Annotated in this window: 13 protein-coding genes; 5 read left to right on the top strand and 8 right to left on the bottom strand. The window is 52.8% G+C overall.

Annotated elements, in window-relative coordinates:
- Positions 1-16: 16 nt before the first annotated feature.
- Both E2H98_RS15725 and E2H98_RS15720 read right to left on the bottom strand, forming a co-directional pair.
- A complete protein-coding gene (locus E2H98_RS15725) occupies positions 17-1,240 on the bottom strand; it encodes a Tat pathway signal protein (protein ID WP_133590536.1) in 1,224 nt (407 codons plus the stop codon).
- A gap of 35 nt (positions 1,241-1,275) precedes the next feature.
- The gene (locus tag E2H98_RS15720; protein ID WP_133590534.1) at positions 1,276-2,982 is read right to left on the bottom strand and encodes a hypothetical protein; all 1,707 of its coding nucleotides are present in this window, start codon (positions 2,980-2,982) and stop codon (positions 1,276-1,278) included.
- Positions 2,983-3,419: 437 nt separating this feature from the next.
- Here E2H98_RS15720 and E2H98_RS15715 point away from each other — a divergent pair, with 437 nt between their 5' ends.
- The 3 genes from E2H98_RS15715 (at position 3,420) to E2H98_RS15705 (ending at position 5,031) form a co-directional block, all read left to right on the top strand.
- Complete coding sequence (locus E2H98_RS15715; protein WP_133590532.1) at positions 3,420-3,695, top strand: hypothetical protein; 276 nt, start codon at positions 3,420-3,422, stop codon at positions 3,693-3,695.
- A 320-nt stretch (positions 3,696-4,015) separates the two neighbouring features.
- Entirely contained in the window at positions 4,016-4,297 is a 282-nt protein-coding gene (locus tag E2H98_RS15710; RefSeq protein WP_133590530.1) for a hypothetical protein, read from the top strand.
- Complete coding sequence (locus E2H98_RS15705) at positions 4,294-5,031, top strand: hypothetical protein (RefSeq protein ID WP_133590528.1); 738 nt, start codon at positions 4,294-4,296, stop codon at positions 5,029-5,031. Before E2H98_RS15710 ends, E2H98_RS15705 begins: the two co-directional genes overlap by 4 nt.
- A gap of 286 nt (positions 5,032-5,317) precedes the next feature.
- On the opposite strand, the gene E2H98_RS15700 is transcribed toward E2H98_RS15705, so the two are convergent.
- Positions 5,318-6,007 (bottom strand): uracil-DNA glycosylase family protein, encoded by a 690-nt coding sequence (locus tag E2H98_RS15700; protein WP_133590526.1) that lies wholly within the window; start codon positions 6,005-6,007, stop codon positions 5,318-5,320.
- 291 nt (positions 6,008-6,298) lie between these two features.
- On the opposite strand from E2H98_RS15700, the gene E2H98_RS15695 reads away from it, so the two are divergent.
- Entirely contained in the window at positions 6,299-8,143 is a 1,845-nt protein-coding gene (locus E2H98_RS15695; RefSeq protein ID WP_133590524.1) for a tetratricopeptide repeat-containing diguanylate cyclase, read from the top strand.
- An 80-nt stretch (positions 8,144-8,223) separates the two neighbouring features.
- On the opposite strand, the gene E2H98_RS15690 is transcribed toward E2H98_RS15695, so the two are convergent.
- The gene (locus tag E2H98_RS15690) at positions 8,224-8,472 is read right to left on the bottom strand and encodes a DUF3297 family protein (RefSeq protein WP_133590522.1); all 249 of its coding nucleotides are present in this window, start codon (positions 8,470-8,472) and stop codon (positions 8,224-8,226) included.
- Positions 8,473-8,713: 241 nt separating this feature from the next.
- Here E2H98_RS15690 and E2H98_RS15685 point away from each other — a divergent pair, with 241 nt between their 5' ends.
- Positions 8,714-9,010 (top strand): DUF3817 domain-containing protein, encoded by a 297-nt coding sequence (locus E2H98_RS15685; protein WP_198325147.1) that lies wholly within the window; start codon positions 8,714-8,716, stop codon positions 9,008-9,010.
- 206 nt (positions 9,011-9,216) lie between these two features.
- Here E2H98_RS15685 and E2H98_RS15680 read toward each other — a convergent pair whose 3' ends face one another.
- Genes E2H98_RS15680 through E2H98_RS15665 form a run of 4 tightly spaced genes read right to left on the bottom strand, consistent with a single transcriptional unit; the run spans position 9,217 to position 18,285 of the window.
- On the bottom strand, positions 9,217-12,768 hold the full coding sequence (locus tag E2H98_RS15680; protein WP_198325146.1) for an eCIS core domain-containing protein: 3,552 nt from the start codon (positions 12,766-12,768) through the stop codon (positions 9,217-9,219).
- The gene (locus tag E2H98_RS15675; protein ID WP_133590520.1) at positions 12,765-14,144 is read right to left on the bottom strand and encodes an ATP-binding protein; all 1,380 of its coding nucleotides are present in this window, start codon (positions 14,142-14,144) and stop codon (positions 12,765-12,767) included. Before E2H98_RS15675 ends, E2H98_RS15680 begins: the two co-directional genes overlap by 4 nt.
- Entirely contained in the window at positions 14,111-15,559 is a 1,449-nt protein-coding gene (locus E2H98_RS15670; RefSeq protein WP_133590518.1) for a contractile injection system tape measure protein, read from the bottom strand. The genes E2H98_RS15675 and E2H98_RS15670 overlap by 34 nt, the downstream gene beginning before the upstream one ends.
- Positions 15,560-15,561: 2 nt before the next feature.
- Positions 15,562-18,285: a hypothetical protein gene (locus tag E2H98_RS15665; protein WP_133590516.1), complete on the bottom strand. Its 2,724-nt coding sequence runs from the start codon at positions 18,283-18,285 to the stop codon at positions 15,562-15,564.
- Positions 18,286-18,302: the final 17 nt, after the last annotated feature.

The following is an 18,302-nucleotide window of genomic DNA, read 5'->3' as shown; positions in this document are numbered from 1 at the left end:
TTTGTAGTCGCTACGATTAAAGAAACTTCCACTTCACCCAACCCGCATTCTTTCGCTCACTGGTCACCGGATAAACCATTTTGTACGGTGGATCACCAACTACATCGTCCATGTAGTAACTATTAAATGGGTTGACGCCAGATATCGACGAAACACGCCGCACGTAAGGGCGATCAGGCAAGGCACTTGTTCGCGTGGCACCGCCGCCCATCGCGTCAAACGCAGCATGATCGGTGTTGATGCGTTTTCTTAGGCTCAATGTGTCTTCTTCGACACCGCTCTTAACGGCGAAATTGGTTCCCCATTTGGTTAGATAGCCTCTCGCCATTTTGTAGATGAGCTCTGGAACGGGAGCAACGATATCGCTTACCGCGTCGGGTGAGTATTGCCCATCTACAGTCGTATTTCCGGCAACCGTGCTGTGTCGTCCGCGGCAGGCATAGAGTTCGTAGCCAACTGGCTGTGCTGCGGAGCTTGGTGCGAGTGGATCGGCTAGTTGCGCGTTATCGGCCAGCACTTTCCATGAGTCTTGCCACCATTCCCACCATGAACCGCCCAGCGATATGTCGGGTGATTGGCCGGTCATTGGCCCATTTGGTCGAGGCACCAACGCCATATAAGGTTTATCTGCGGGCTGGATACATTGGTCCCACGCATAGACGCCAACGTAATGGCTAACGTTAGGCGGAAGCTGTGTCAAAATGCCGTACCAAGTTCCTGGTCCAGGGACAGGATCGATAACAAATATGTTGATCGGAATGTTTTTTGGACCATAGGCGTAAATAAACCACGCCGCAATAATGCACTCAACAGCGCCGCGACTGTGGCCAATAAAATTGTATTGCTGCGCACCACTTGCGACAGCGAGATTTGCGCCGTGTAAGGCCAGTGCCGTAGCTGCCCACCCATCAATTTGTGAGGCACGTGACTTTTGATTCCCGCCCGAGTAATTTTTTACATACTTGAGCAAGTCAGATGGCGCATCGAGTGGGCCACTAAAACGCAATGGCTCACTGCTATCTCGTGGTTGAGCCCAATCGTTTTCACCAACGCCACGGACACTAACGCTAGGACTGGTCGCATTCAAGGCACCAGAAATTTCCTTGTGAATGCGAACCGGAATATACCCGGTTTTCTGGGAATAGATTCTCGTATCACTATCCGACCGAGTTACTTCACCTTCATCGCGCGTACATGCTGTGCCACTGAAACAAACCGTATAGGTCGTTAAATCGCTCATCGTGTTCTCCCTTCCATTTATGCTGTCACGGTCAGTTAACTTGGTTCCACGTAAGTGAGTTGAGCGACCAAATCTTGATGTGCCGAGAACGCCACGTTCTTGAATGCAAAGGTTTGTCCACCGGGAAAGATCCATTTTGTCCCGCTGTTATTGAGGTAGTTTTCAACTTGAGTGCCAAAGTTCTTCATGGCCTCGGTCATCGCAGAGTAGTTGGCCGTCAGCCGGTCAGTGAGCCCACTAACGCCATCCACACCGGCCATAAAGCCAGAGCTTAATTTTGCAGGGAGAATTTTGGGTGTCGGGTAACCGGCTTTGTCGGTTACGGTTATTGATCCGTCATCATGGACGTTGACCACAAGCACTATGGTATTGGAATAACCGCCCACCGTTCCTACTACGTCGGCGGCACCCAGGTCGCCGTTGCTGAAGTCAATGCTCATTGAAGCCGATAACGTGATGGTGATTTCATTGCCAACGATATCGATGGTCGCACTGGCGACCGAGTCCAAATTATAGTGCCCGCTAATCAGACCCGATTTATCACTATGATGACTGGAAGCACTGAAACTGTAGTTAGCGACCCTTGAATCATTGGTGGGTGAATAGGTGAATGACTGATTCGGTGTTCTGGCGAGACTGGCACTGGCACTCCAACTAAATCCAGCGTTGAATTGCCGATACGTTGTCGTTGGTGTAATGGCAATGCTTGCTAAGTACGGCGAAATGGCGGCGTTCAAGTAGTTGGCGAACACTTCGCGGCGAACAGCCATTGCGCCATGATAGGTATCTTGTTCACTTTCGGTTACCCAGTTCCAGATAAATGGTCCACCAACGTTTAGTTGTCGGCTTTCGGTATCCATCAAATAGTTAAGCGTGTAAAGCTGGTTGTTATTGGAAATAGCACCCGCATCATCCAAGTATGGTGAGACCATAAAGTTCAATGAAGTGGGTTGCAGGGAGGTTCGGATTGGCGTGCCAGAGTTCGAATGAACGGCATAACCCAGCACGAACTGACCGGCTTGCGCAATGGTTTGCCAATAGGTATTGATAAAGTCGAGTTGGAGCTTCTCATACACAGGAGAGTTGGATGGTACACCACTGATTTGTGGCATTGATTGCAAGCCAGCGTTATTCAAATCCAGATAGAGTTGCTGAACACTAAACATGGTATTGGTGTTGTAATTCAGTAACTGATTGCGTACATCGGCTGGTAACGAGCTGAACTTATCATTCGGATCTGCCGAGTTAAAGTTCATATCCACTTGATAGGTAAATATGTAAGGGCTGCCGTCCGGCTGCGTGTAATTGCTCCATGCATACGATCCACGGCGCCCCCAATCAAGGGTTGCGATTTGAAAGGTATTGAAGAACATATTGTATTTAACTTTTTGGCTGTCCGTGCTCAACACCAGAATGTCAGGTAGGTCGCCGGGCATCACGCCTGGAGGCAATCCAAAACCAGCTTTAATCGCGAATACAAAAGGTGACGTCAGCAACGCCTCCGGCGGGGTGCCGCCAGAGGCTATAGCAAAGGGATCAACACCAGGAATAGGGTCCATTGGTAGCACCGGGTCGCCAACATTCGCTTGACCGTACCAAATCACTTTCGGCGCCGGAGCGTTTTTTGACAGCATGGTTTTCAGCGTTGAGTTGACGGATTTTGCCGTTACCCCTACGACCAGGTCATAACTGAATTTTGGATTTGAAAGGTATGATTGCAAATGATCTTTGGTGTTGCTCATAGCGTTAAGTCCTTTTAAATACGCCTTTGATTACGGCGGCGAGATCAAACGGTTAATGAATGACTGAGCTCAGTTCGCCAAGCTCCCGCGACAAACGGATACAAGCTTTATCAGGTGCGTACATCAATAACCTGGCAAGAAACATCGGTTGTTAATGTGAATTCCCCAGCCTAGTGACCAACGACGAAACCAAACTGAAGATGATGACGGTTTCGCTCCCCCTTTCACCGGACGCATCACCGATACCGTGAATCAGTACGCAAGCAATGCCTTTTTGAAAAGACCAGAAATTTCGCGCAACACTCCATGCAACCTGCCGCAGATCAGCAATCCGATCTTTAATCAGAATTGACCAACACCTGAACACTGACAGACAGAATTGACTCAAACGCACCAAAAGGTCAAGTGAGAAAATTTTGCACAAGAATGACTAAATCGTGCGTTACGACAAAAAAATTTATGTAGCAATAAGAGAAAGCGTAGCCATCGCTATCATTCAACTTATTGCAAACACCAACACTTACTCGACGCAAACTGCGTTACGCTTTATTGAATCAACCAATTTTTATGCAAAACCTATTTGCACGGCGACTTGGAACTACACCGCAAATGATACTAACCTGATACTGGAAGCCATCTCAAAACCGGCATTCATGGCAGCACTCAAGATCACCCCCATCCTCACTGCCAGGTTGCCGCGTCGAACTTTATGAAAATCAAGAGGTGGGCAGCGCGATTGGCGCTTAAACGAAGTACGTTGGATTCAATTGCAGCGAGCAGTTTAACGTTTGTGAACTTGATAATTGACGAGAACCGTGTTCATTGAGTGCGGCAGGTTATCAAAACTCTCGCTCTTATCACTTCGCCGGATGAGCAAGCGCACCTTTGATGTTTCAATTGCATTCTACGCATCGTAGAATCCCTCACAACAACTGCCAGCAAATGGTTGTTTCGCCTCATTAGGAATATCGGCAACGGAATCCAACACCCCGAATGCCAAGGGGGCTTTACTCTGGGAAAGGGATGCAAAACCATGACAGAAGAATTAAAAATGCGCATGGAGGTGGTTGAGCGACTTACCGCGCTGTTTCGAACGGAGCGTATGGTCTACCTCGGCACCACCATATTATCGTTGTTGATGCTGGTTGGTAGCGCGCTGTCGCTCATCATTCGAGATAAAGCGGGTAGCGTTGAGCTCAGCATGCTATTCGGTTCGTCCGGGCTCATTACTTATACCGCCGGTCGATTGTTATTCATGTGGGGAGAGGCGCTGAAACGATTGGTTCCATCGGCCAGCGATGGAGGCAAATCATGAACGAGAAAGAGTTCACTCAACTGGCAAACACTTCTCGCCGCGCTGCGGCGCTTACTCTTCTGGGCGTTGTCATTATTGTGGGCTCACTGCTTTATGCCACGGCGAATCTTTATCGAAGCCAGGAGCAACTGGAAGAGAATCGAGTCAGGCTTGAGCAATACACCGTCAGGCTCAGCGAAATGGAAATCGCTGAAAAAGAAAAGACAGTTGTGTTGCGCTCACTGAACGAACGGATTGCGCAAGCCCAGGAACGTTTGGATCGCATCAAAAATGAACTGGAGAAGGCACCCTCTGCCGATGCATTTGCCAGCATAGGCAATGAAGTACAGCAGCTCGAAAAAAGCATAGCGGCCGCCGACATAGACACGCGGATAGCGCTCGAGCTTCCAGGCCTGATTGAGAAGATGAATAATGTTGCGAAAAGTGAGCGCACCAGCGCCGTACAGCAATTGGTGACTAACTACAAGACCGAGCCGTTGGCGGTTGAACAAGCGGTGACGATGCTCGAGCTACCGAAGCTGGACGATCTTTCTGCGCAAGGACGAATCAACGTTTTATATTTCTTGCGTCACACCGAATCCTCTGCATGGAATCCGCATTCGGTTCTCAGAGCGAAGTCAGCCATTGACACGATTCAAAAGCGCGATGAATCTAAGGTGGCACAGATTGGCCCACAAACCCAGAAAGAGTTGGAAGAGCTGTCTGCATATCTAAACCAACTTGACCAGCTCTGACTCCGCTACAAGGGAGCCACATGACGTTTTACGTTGACCAGGCCACAATGCGCAGCAAGTCGGAATCCGTCGTAGAATCCATCGCTTACTCAATTTAGCCGAGCATTGCATTTGAAGTGAGCAATGCAGAATGATGGAACAAATACACGCCAAAAGTTTTTCCGCACCTCGTGCATGAAGGGAAAAGCCATTGGAACTCGTGTCTCGGAGAACATCAAGCTTCTCCATTTACGCTGAAAAAAAAATGCATCAAATCAGTTCACGGTAAGGAGCGCCCTTCTACGAGTTAAGCATTGAGACTCCTTGCCATCAATGACCAATCACGAGTTACCCTATCTACTCCGCCTTGATTTCTTCCAGCGCGCCCGAGTCCTCCTGGATGCGATTGCGCCCACACTCTTATGCCGGAAATAGTCATCGGCGATTCGATCGCGTCCGCGAGACGCCTCACAGGCGAAACCCCGAGGCCTCTACGAATAGCGTTATATACGGAAACACCAAAACAAATCACCAGCTTTGGAGAAATCAGCATTATCTGTGGTATCGCGTATTCAAGCGCCGCATGTTTCAGTTCTCTTGCTGGGATGGTAGCAGACAAATTCCCTGGTTTGATGAAGGGAAACAAGTTGGTGCCAAAGGTATCGGAGAGTGAAACTCCGAAATGGGCATTCAAAAGCGCGATGAGATTTTTGTTGGTGGGCAGCTCAGGGGTATATCCTAATTCAACGACTTGCTCGTTGATCGGCAAACGCAGAAACGCATCCGAACTCCAGTCCTGCAGAATAAACATGATGTCCGCATCAAGGTTGTGGGCTGATTTGGTATAAGGCGACACATAGTCACATTCGTACGCACCACTATGGTAGTCCCCGATACCTCGGTAACCCGCAGGGATTTGCTGTTGGCGTTTGTGGGCCAATGCCAGCAAGGCTTCCTGTTTCGACAGGCCTGCTGGCGTCCAGAACTCTTGTTTCATCGTCGTTGACCAGACTGGTCAGGGAGGAACAGGCAGGTTCCGCTATATTGCTTCGTACCTCAATTACTGTCACGAATTCTCATGTGACGACGCAAACAAAACATGTGAGAATTTGGCCTGATAACGAGAACGGGGGTGACGGTCCATGGAGTTGAGCGAAGTAAAACCGTCGACAACGGTCGTCGCCGTCTCCTTACTGGTACCTGGCCTTGTTCGTTGCGCGCGAAGGCTTAGCGCCCTTTCCGGCAATACTTTGTCGAAGAACACCTCCCAAGCCGTCACCTTTCTTCCTTGTTTGCTGATATTCAGTATTGCCTTACTAAGGGGCGCTGCTGGGCCGCAGACTCATGGACCGCACTTGAAGCCGAGTTAAACGCAACTGAAGGCAATCCCCTTCCCTTATTGGCAGCCCATCAGGACAAGACACGTGCCTGGCCCGCCATTGACCACAGTCGCTTTTTGCTGCGAATGGCTTTGGCGCAGGAGGAAAATGGTGAACTGGATAATGCCATTACCAGCTATGACCTTGCCGTTGAAGTATTACGGGCACTGCCGCCGACGACAGAACTCGCTACCGCCTACAACGAGCGCTCGTATATTCGTTACCTGCAAACCAATGACCCGCTCGTTTACTGCCCCGACAGGCAGTTGGCCGTCAGCATCGCCCGCCAGTTGCCTGGGGAACCAGAGACCCAAGCCAAAACCTATACGCAGTACGCGTTTTGCTTCACGCATAAGCGGGAGCAGTTCAATGAAGGATTGTCCTTGCTGCGTGAAGCATTGGAGATCGCCAAAAGCAATCAGCTGTCTCCCAATCGCATCGGCATGATCTACAACGCTACCGGTTTGCTTTACCGAAAAAATCAAATCTACGACAAAGCGCATGAGTACTTGACGCTAGCCTACGAACAATGGGCGTCTGTGGATGACCGTCAAGACATGTTCAACATGCTGCACACGCTGGTTAGTGTGGCCATCGAGTTGAATCAGCTCGATCAAGCGCAAACCTATGTAGAGAAAATGTTTGCGCTAGCGAATAACTCACCTCAGTTCAAAGACTTCACATTTTTTGCTGAACTCAATGCCGGCCTGGTAAAGCTCGCGCAAGATAACTACAGCAATGCCATCTCCCATTTTCATCGGGCCGAGTCATTGGCTAATACCACATCAGAGCAATTCTTCATTACGATGAATCGTGTGAAGTTGGCTAAAGCGGCGCTCCTGGGCGGTAACGAAAAGGAGGCCATCCAGTTTGCCAAAACCGTCAATGAATCATCATCGTTAGGCTCGCTTGATGGCGGCAGCCAAGACTTTGTCAAAGCGATGGTCGCACTGGATAATCGCCAACCCGTTATCGCGGCAAAGCACTTACTGGACATGAGCCGGAGTGAGACCAAAGCTCGTAGAGACTTTATTCGTTCTGCGGCGTTGGAATACGCTAGCCGACATGATGCCAGCGTGGCGCAGTTCGAGAAGACCATGCTGGAGACTCAGCTACAAATTCAGCAACTGCAACTGGCCTCACAAGAACAGGCACAAAAAAACACACGCATTTATTTGATTCTGAGCTCACTGCTGGCGATAAGTCTCAGCATGTTGGCCGTCGTTCTCGTGCGTTCGCGCGCCAAATTCCGCTACCGGGCTCAGACGGATCATTTAACGGGTGCGGCAAACCGACGACACCTGTTTGAGCTGGCCCCCATTATTCTGAACCGCACGGCTGCAAAGTCTCAGCCCGTTTCTGTATTGTTGTTTGACATCGATCACTTTAAACGAATCAATGACAAGTATGGCCATGATGTTGGTGATGAAGCCATTCGCTTTGTGGTGCGCACCGCACGCTCGATCAGTCGTAGTCATGATCTAATCGCGCGCCTTGGTGGCGAGGAGTTTGCCTCGCTGTTGCCGGAAACCGACATCATTCAAGCCAATGAGATTGCCGAACGTCTGCGGATGAGCCTGCAAGAACAAAGCCTGCTGTACAAAGGCCATGTAATCAAAATGACCATCAGCATTGGTGTTGCGACACGCCGCACCAATGATGAAACATTGGACTCGCTATTGAATCACGCCGACCAGGCCCTGTATGAAGCAAAACGCGGCGGCAGAAACCGGGTGGCCCACTTTCAAGCTTGAAGTCATTCGCTATCACTTGTTGGCTTTCAGGCGTGAAATAAAAAAGGTGGCTTGATGCCACCTTTTTTTCATGTGAAGCATTACTTGTAGAATGCTTCAACCTTGCCTTTCAGCGTCACCAGCAACGGCTCGCCACGACGGTCAACGGCTTTGCCAGCAGGGATTTTGATCCAACCTTCGCTGATGCAGTATTCCTCAACATCGAAACGCTCTTTACCATCGAGACGAATGCCGATGTCATATTCGAGCAGGTCAGCGCGGTGGTGCGGGCTGCGCGGGCGGACGGAAAGGCGGTCCGGCAGATCAGGGCGGGCGGTGGTGTCGTTCATGGTTTGACTCTTGATGGCGAAAATTTCGCGCTATTTTCGGCGAGTCGGTCATTGGTTTCAACCTCACGAGGCGCCTACTTCTCCGTACTGCCCGTGCGAACCAAAGCCTACTCTTGTGGTACAGGTATGCACACAGGCTATGGAGATGGGTTTGTACGCTAATTTTCCATCTGGTTTCATACTTTGATGTGGGCATTTTGTATACAATCGCCGGCCCTGCCGACTCCCATCCGAGTTTTACATGAATACCCTGAAGACGTTTCGGGCCCTGAGCCTGATTGAGGGACTTTCGCTGGTAACGCTGCTGTTCATCGCACTGCCGCTACGGAATTATTTCGATATCAATATCGTCTGGCCGGTGGGCATGACCCACGGCGTGTTGTGGCTGGCCTATCTGGTGATGTCACTGGCGGTAAGCCATAAGCAGAAATGGTCAGTGCTGTTTTGGCTGGTAGCGGTGGTGCTGTCCGTATTGCCTTTCGGGTTTCTGTTGCTGGATGCAAGACTGAAACGGGAACTGGTGTTGCAAGCTACCTGATTGGCTTAAAGCCGTTCAGACACAGCCTGTTCTGACACCACGTCACCAAACCTTTCCGAAGAATTTCCGTTTCATTTCCGCGCAGGCGGGAATCCAGACATCCTCATTGCAAAAGCTGGACTCCCGCCTACGCGGGAGCGACCTGTTTGCGGTTCATATTTCTGTCAACAAAGGCACGTGCCCCTTCGTGCAAATTACAAACACCGCTACCACCACGACGCATGACTGCCAGCCTCTTTTGACGGCACACGGTAACGCTCTGACGCGGACCCCGTTGCCGAGGATTCCCCCGCCTCCTCAGGGCCATGATAAGCGGCAAGCGAGCGATTCCATGCCGTATTGGCATCTCTGGGTTGGGTATGACCTATTCGATTCCAGTGGCCTGACGCACCCGGAGGCCGGTGGCCAAGAATCGCGCGGCCATACTGGAAGATCGTTGAGGTGGTCACGCTTCGATACCACGCGTAAGTCTGGTGGTAAGTTGCGCTGGTCAAATTTGCAGGCGACCTAGACCTGTCAGCCAGGAATCCGATTGATAGCACTTGTAATCCGACCGATGAAGATTTTGCCGGATTTGAATAACCGTACTTGGAGCGATTGTTGGGGTTGGTGTCCCGCTGTCCGGCTTTGGCAGCATCAAATGAATAAAGTGTTTCTGGATCAAACGTCGTGGATGCCAGCTGATGTAAACGGCCAGCACCTTTCCAAGAGTTGATTCGTCTTAACGCTGTCGAGCGACTGGTTGAAAGTGCGCCCTCAAGTTCCGCCCTTGAGAAAAGCCTGGTGTTGAACGCCGACTGGGCACGTGACATATCGGCATCACCGCCGCTATCACTATCTCCGCCAGCGGATTGATCTCCCGTTGCGCGCCCGCTGTCTCCTTCTGATACCGGGTTAATTGACACCCTGACCCACCAACGACCTCCACGCTGAAATGCGTCAAGAGACTCGCATCCATATCTCATTTTTATCGCTGCAAATGCCGGTCGCAGCAAAGCTGCGGAAACTGGCCCGCTGAAATTTCTCACTGCCGTAATCGCGGCCTGGGACGCGAGACGCAACCTCGTCTGCGGATCTTGAGGAACTCCTGCTTGCGCAACAAAACGACCTAATCTTCGCGCCATGTTGACGATCCACGCGACTACACGATCCAGCGCCCGATCAATCGGCGCTCTGATACGGTTGATAATGTTCGTTACCGCATCGCTGACTCGGCCCAGGCCAACCAGGCGCGCCAGGAAGCTGATCACCAATGTCAACAAACCGGCCATCGTTTGCTCAACACGATTGGCGGCGGCACCAATGGCGCCACTGGCAATTGCGGAAATCGAATTGATGAATGCGCCAGCCACTTGTGCAATCTGCCGCATGCGCTCAATAAAGAACATGATCGTGTTGTAGATGGCGATGATGGCCTGTATGACGGCACCTGCAGGATTCAAGCTGGTGATCAGACGGGTGATGGCGGCTTGCACAACACGCACGACGACAAAATTACGAATTTGTTCGATGACCATTTGCTGCAAATTGCTGATGCCTTCGCGAATTTGCTGCCAGGCAGCGGCCGGGCCTTCAGTGACCAAGGTTCTGACGATCTCGAATCCGGTTTCCATGGCACGGACTGGCGCCTCGCCGACCGCTCTGACCAATTTTTGGCGAATGTTCTGCCAGGTAAGCCCCATTACTGACAGCACGAATTTGATGATTTCCTGGAAGGTCAGTGCCTGCGGAATGTACAAACCGGCGCCGGCCATCGCGCCGGTCAGCCACTGAATCAAGCTGTTGCGTAAGTGCCGGCCAATATTGCGGGCAAACTGTTGAAAACCGAGTCGCGCCGCTCTGACCAAATTGCCAACGAAACCGATGGGATTGCGCAAAATGGATTGGAAGGCACCGGCCGCGCGACGGATGTATGGCATCGCGCCGGGTGCCACGACCGAAAACAGAATTTCCAGCAACTGAATGACCGTGCCCATCGCCCAGGAAATAAACTGACCGGCAAAACCACCGAACACCGCGCGAACTTTGTTGAACGCGCCGACCACGGTAACCAAATCAACGATGGTCAACGAGCGCAACGTCTGCATGAACAGCGAGGGAATCTGCCGGACAAACCCCATGACGCCTGACAAGGCGCCCTGGAACCACGCCCAGGCCCGCGCAATGGCGTTGCCACGCTTGATGTTGAGCCACACCTCTTCCTGGCCAATCAGCTTCATGAAGCCGCCAATCAAGGTATCGGCTGTGCGCGGCACCGGGTCGCCGGTAATCGGATTGACGCCGAGCACGGCGATCAGCAAATCCCAGGCACGGGTTTGCGAAGCTAACTCCGCCAACGGCCGCAAGATGGCGTCTTTGACAAACTCCAGGATGCCATTGATTAGTCCTTTCGCGAAGTTGATCAAGCGGTCGATGGGTTCGGTGAAGATTCGCTTGGCGCGATTCCAGACACCGCCCAAATCAAAAATATCTCGCCAACCCAATGAGTCGAGAAACTCCATGACCGCATCACGAATCATCGCGCCAGTCATGCCAAGGCTACGGATCTGTTGCTCGACCCAATTGCCCACTTTATCGAATACACCGTGATTATCGAGCGCACGGGTGATCAGGTTGCCGCCCGGAATGAATTCGACAATCGCACGCATGATATTGGCCGCCGAGCGATCAACCCGACTCATGTTGATTGGATTTATCCCCAATACAATCGTGAACATCCGGTAACCCGGAATGTTGTAAGCCTTGTCGGCAAAGTAGTCGAGTGCATCGCTGATGCCGAGCCGCTGCGCTTTCGGTTCACTGCGCTCTTTCACTTCCGGCTCGGCGGAGCGCTGCACGCCGCGCGCTTGCGTTACCGCGCCTTGTTGAATGGTGTGAGTCAGCTCATGAGCAATGAGTTCGCGGCCTTCCGATTGCTCCGGCTGAAAGCGATCGCGGCCGAAAAAAATGTGGTTGCCAACGGTAAACGCTTGTGCGCTCAACTGCCGGGAAAGGCTGGCGGATTTATTGTCGGTATGAATTTTTACGTTGCTGAAATCGGCATTGAAGCGCGGCTCCATGAACTGCCGAACACTCAACGGTAGCGGATTGCCGGAAGCCATCGCCCGCTCGATATCGGATTGCACATTGGCGCCGACATTTGGCGCGCCATCACCGCTTCGTGCGACAGGCTTTGCGCCAGATGCTTCGCGTTCTTTTACCTCGGCCTTTTCCTTGCGCGCCGGTTTGACCGCACTGGCCGCCTCTTTTTCTTTTACTTCAGCGGCTTTGCGGGCGACATTGCCAGGGCTGCCCGATTCTCGTTCTTTCACTTCAGGCTTTTCTTTGCGTGCAACATTGGCCGCACTGGCTGGCTCTTTCTGCTTCACTTCCGCCGCGGATTTGCGCGCAACATTGCCGGTAGTGGCAGGCTCCTTCTCTTTCACCGGGGCGCCGACTTTGCGTGCCACGTTATTGGCTTTCGCTGGCTCACGCTCTTGAACTGCTGCGCCGGCTTTGCGTGCTACGGCAGGCCCCGCTGCCGGTTTTTCTTTTGGTTCTTGTGGCGCCGATTTTTCCGGCATGCGCATGACTTTCTTGGCGGTGCTGTCGGCTTCTTTTTCCGCCGAGTCCTTTGGCGAGGAAACACGCAAAGTGCTGAACTGAATGGCGCCTAAAGCGCTGCGCTGGGCAACCGTATGTGCCGCTGAAACGGTGGCTACCGGCGGTTTTTCCAGCGGCCGGGCCGGGGTTTTGGTTTTGGTTGCCGTTGCGCTCATAGCGCCTGACCGGACTTCAGCAGTTCGCGTCGCACGCCCTGCTCGACATCGTGCTTGCGCAACATCTTGTCATCTCGACTCAAACTGCGCAGCAGGGCAAAACGAATGACGTTCAAGATTACGCCACCGGTAATCTCATGGCGTTCGGCCAATGCCGCAAGGTTAACGTCATCAGCAATGCTGACTTCAGGCGGAATCGCTTCCTGCCACAGGCGCAATCGCTCATGCGCTTTCGGCAACGGGAAATTGACCACCGAATGAAAGCGACGCAGGAATGCCTCGTCGATATTCTCGCGAAAGTTCGAGGCAAGAATGACGACACCGCTGAACTCCTCGATTCGCTGCAACAGGAAACTGACTTCCTGATTGGCGTAGCGATCATGCGCATCGGAAACCTTGGTGCGTTTGCCAAACAAGGCATCGGCTTCGTCAAAAAACAGTATCCAGCCTTTGTGTTCGGCCGCATCAAATACCGCAGCGAGATTCTTTTCGGTTTCACCGATGTATTTCGATACCACCATGCTCAGATCGATGCGGTACACATCACGCCCGCAATGTTTGCCGAGCAAGCAGGCGGTCAGCGTTTTACCGGTGCCCGAAGGGCCAACGAACAGCGCGGTATAACCGGGCCGTAAACGATGAATCATGCGCCAGTCGTGCAGCAAAGTATGGCCATGCATCAGCCAATGCTTGATTTCCTCAAGCTGCTCCAGCGTCGGTTCCGGCAGCACCAGATCCTGCCAGTCCAGCGCGGTATCGACTTTGCGCGCCGGAAAGTCACTGCCAAAACGCGGCGCCGGTTCATGGCCTTGTAGCACGCGCATGATGGTCGCATACGGCACGGAAAGGCTGGCACTGGTGAATGGCTCGCCTGCTTGCAGATTGCCGAGCGTCAGCCACTGTTCGCGACGCAGCAAGCCACCTTCATCGAAAAACGGCATGCAGGCCAGACGCGTGGCGATCTCATCGCCAGCCAACAAAAACAACGCTGTTTCAACGGTCGGAATAAAGCCACTGTGCTGGGCCGAACTGAGCCCGCCAAATTCGGTGTAACCTCGATCAGTGTTGGGATTTTTCAGCCAAAGCGCATCAAGCAACTGCGGATAAACATTCGGGCACAAGGCCAACAGAAAGACCAGACGTTCGCCCAGCGTGAACGCGGCCTCGCGAATGGCGCTGGCATACGGCGAGCGACTGTTGGCCAAATCCGGTGCTGGAATCACCAGTGACTGCGTGTCGCCCTGCTCCGTTTGCAGATACAACTGCAAGCGCGCATGCAGCACTTCTTCCAGCCATAGCATGTCCTGCAGCACGTCCGGCGCGCTGCTGGTATCCGGCAGGTTTACCACACGACCAGTAGCGGCTTCGGCATCCATGACAGTTTCACCATATTGATGGACCAGGGAAGATGGGTCAGCAACACATCGAAGGCTTCTTTGTGGATGTGCAGCGTCAATCCTTGTGCGTCGTCAATCAGCACACCGCGACGCTGCAAAAAGCTGAGTTGCAATGACTCAACGCGGGTTTGTTTCAGTGCCGTCCAATGCGACAGCACGGCCTGCAATAACGCATCGGCCTCAGCGCAGTCTTGCGCGGCAAGCGAAGCCTCAGGCAACGAAATCGCGCGCGGATAAACGCCAAGCAATAATGCGTAGAAAGGTGTGTCGAAATCCTGGGCTTGGGTTTCTCCACTGGCCAGGTAATGCAGCAGTTGGGCGGCACGTGGTAACTGCTCTGGCACGATGCGCTTGTCGCCTTTCTGGCAAATGCCGCAAGCGGCAAACAAAGTTGGCAAATACGGATGCAACAACACCGTGCCGGCATGAAACATCGATACGCCACGACTCTGTTCCGATGTTTCCTCTACCACCGGTTCTGTCTGATCCGGCTCAACCGAACGGGCCACACCGGATTCAGCGAGGAGCAGCACCGGCAACTCTATATCTGGCAACAATGACTTCACTTGCGCTGACACTTTCTCGATCGTCTTGGCGTCATGGCGTTCAACCAATGTGCAAAAGAGCGGCAGCAATGTTGGTATTGATTTCGAGGTTTCTGCAGATAACGTTAGCTGCATGGTCAATGATTGCAAATAGCGGGCAAGTGAATCCGAAGCGAGCCAGGTCGCGATCCAGAATCGGTGAAATGTTGGTAGCTGTCCGCTCTGCTCGGCAATCTGCAACCAGGAACTTGGCGGCGCCAGCTCAGCACGAACCAGCAAAAGCGCCAGCACTTCCGGTTGTTCCGGTTTTGTTGTCAGCTGCAGCATTCGGCGCAACACCGCGAGCCAGGAAGACCAACCGCCAATCTGCAGCGAAGCGAGTATCGCGCCTCGTTGCCGCCGTAATAGTTGCTGAAATGGTTCCAGCACACGCTCCCGCTGCTGCATGGCCATCGGCCAGGGCAGCACGCCTTGCCGCAAGTAATGCAGCAGCATTTGCTGGTCATTGGCCTCAACTGACCGCCGTGTCGCAGCAAACTCAAGGTCTGTGCTGGCTTCACCGACGACAGAGCCCGATAAATCCACCGCGTTGTCCAGCTGACGCCACAGCTCGGTCTGCACCGCTTCGGCAAGCTTTGATAAATCATCAATGCGCACGGAAAGGGTCAGCGATTTGATTTGCCGCACTTCATCAGGCGGACACCAGGCATCACAAACCGCAGCCAGGCAGTTCGATGCGTCGTTATCGATCCAGTCGCGCAACTGGCCCCGCCAGGACTCGGCGCTCGTGCTTGACTGACCACGAAGCGTCAGTTGCAAGGCCTGAATCCGATGCGGCTGCGGTTGCATGATCAGATCTTCAGTACGCCGAACACTTTGCCGAACGAAGCATTACCGGAGAATTCACGACCAAGCTTGTCGACGCCGCTATTGAAGTTCTTGATCGCGGTGCTGTCGACCAGTATCGATGACTGGGTTTTCACCATGGTCATCGCTTTCTGGCCATCGCCACCGGCAGTCAAATCAAGATTATTGGCCGCGACAAATCGCGTGGTTTCTTCCAGTGATTTGGCAAGCTCGGCCTCGGCCTTTTTGATGTCCTCTTTCAGGTTTGTGCGTTTGTCATCGGGCATATCGACATCAAGCATCTGGTTGCGCATCAACTCGATTTTTTCGGCTTTGACTTGTTGTTCTTTCAACAGCAGGTCCAGCGCCTGATTACTGACGCTCGGTTTGACGTTCTTGATATCAATGGTGCGCTTCTCGAGATTGGTGAACACTTCGCCCATCGTCGTGATCGAATTCTTGAATACATCGAAGTAGCCGACATGCTGATTCAGCTTCGTGGTCCAATCCGGCTCGATATCGACCTTGAACCAATCCTTGACCACCTTGGTGCGCGGCGGCAGCAGGCTGATGCCTTTGTCAATGACCAGTCCCGGTTTGATATTCGGACGTGGCAGCGTCGGTTCGTCCATGGCGTCATCCTCGTCTTCCTCCAGCCAATACGGCAGCGACAAATCCCCGACGATGACGCCAGAGGTGTCATAGACGACGACAAAGGTGCCGCCACGCGGACCGCCGCCGGTGTGCGACAAACCGGGATTGCGTTTGACGAAGCCGGGAAACGTTGCTTTCTTTTCGCGCTTTTCGTCCTTGTCTTTGATCAGCAAATCCACCCAGTCCAGCCACTGGATATGCGGGCTGCTGATCAGGCTGTCGAATGGCGTCACAAATTCGGTTTTGACAACATTGCTCAGCTGGAATTTGTAATCGCCAGCGACACTCATCGTTTTGTTCAAATCTGAACGCCAGGATTGTTGCTCGCGAAAGTCGACGTATTTCTTTGACAGGCTTTCTTTCAACACCGCGGTGTTTTCCACCAACTGATTGTCCATGGTATTGGCCGTGTCTTTCAGGCGTACCGCTTCGGAGCTGTTGGGCGAATCCACAATAAGGCTGCGATCAACCGAGTCGACGACATTGGCCTTGAAGGTCTTGCTGAATTTCTGCACATCGTCCATCTGGAACACCAGGTCCTGACGCAGTACCTGATGAAAACGATGCAGATCGCTGAACTGCCATTTCGGTTTGATGAACAGGTTTTTGTGATCAACGGTCAGCATGACCGCCTGCAGCGCAACGGGGAGATTTTCATTGGCAAACAGCTGCTTCAGTGACGCGTAAGTGGTGGCAGCGCTTTTGCCGATATGCCCCTCGATGCGGAAATGACCAAACTGGTCGATAAAGAAGTTCAGTGGGTTAGCCGACGGGCCACTCGCGCCCAGCGATGCGGCCGAGTAACCATAGTTTTCCAAGCCGCGATCTTTCTGAAACAGCGCGTAATTCCAGTGCCGGAAAATCTCCGGTTGTGCCGCCGCGCGAAAATAATGCGGCACGGCGCGTTCACCGACGGCGCTCTGCTGATGACATTCCGGTGTGCAGGCGATATTGCTCAGCGTATTCGGTACGTCCGCATGCTGTGCCAACAACAGCGTGCGTTTCAGCATGAACGACAAGTGCTGCCGCTGGCCATCATGATCCTGTGCCGGTGAAGGATAGTAAGGCGTGCGCAACACTGGTTCATCATTGCTGACCAGCTCGCCCAGCAATACATGTTTGGCAAAGGTCATGCTGTCTGGGCAAAGCCACTGGCGATGACCAATCAACGTGCGCTGAAATTCATTCCAGGCCGCAGCGATATCGGTCAGCGCCGAATAATAGTATTGAATGCCGATATGGCGAGTGCTGAACGCTTGCTTCAATGCGTTCAGATTCGATTTGGCGCTGTTGACGCTGGCCGCTGAAATGACCTCGGCAAACAATGGGCCGCCATGCTGCAAGGCCAGATCCAGTGTTTGCACGATGCTGTTATGCAGTGTGTTGCAGGCATTGCGATAAGGCGTGGCAAACTGCGCCGTTGTGTTGATGCTTGTGCCCAGTTTGACTCGCGGTATCGCGATCGGCAGCAGCGTGTCGGCCAGCTTGTCGGCGGTGGCGACATCCGGCAATAAACCGGCGGCCTCACTATTGGCCACGAGCAATATTCGCGGCGTGTGCATCGCCTCTTTACCGAGATTGTCGCAGTCGGTGCCGGAGCAGATATCGTCATCTTTCAGATAACTCTCCATGTAGAACAGGACGACAAATGACGACAGCGGATCACCAGCGGTGCTGGCAAACTGACTGAGCGGCAAGGCATCGACCACCGATTCTCCGACGGCAACCAATTCATACAGGGTCAAGGCATTGCCGCCCGGATGAAACGGTGCATACTCCGGTGCGTTAACGCCATAAAGACGGAATCGATCGAAGACGGCATTTTTACTCAGCACCAGCAAATCGCCATCGGTGGTCAGCGCCAGGCCTTTGCTGATTTGAACCTGCTGGCCCGACAGCGATGGCCGCAATCCGGCCACCACGCCGACGCCAGTCAGATACAGGCGATTCAAGCGATCCTGATCTTCCAGATAGTCGCTGACGCTGTTCAGCTGGTCATGGGTCAACACCTGATCTTTTTCAAACACGCTGAACATGCTTGAGATGGTTTCCAGACTGCGGTGAACGGTTTGCATGGCGTTTCTCCATCCTT

The organism is Permianibacter aggregans, assembly GCF_009756665.1.
Lineage (GTDB): Bacteria > Pseudomonadota > Gammaproteobacteria > Enterobacterales > Permianibacteraceae > Permianibacter > Permianibacter aggregans.
This window is presented reverse-complemented; position numbering and strand designations above follow the sequence as displayed.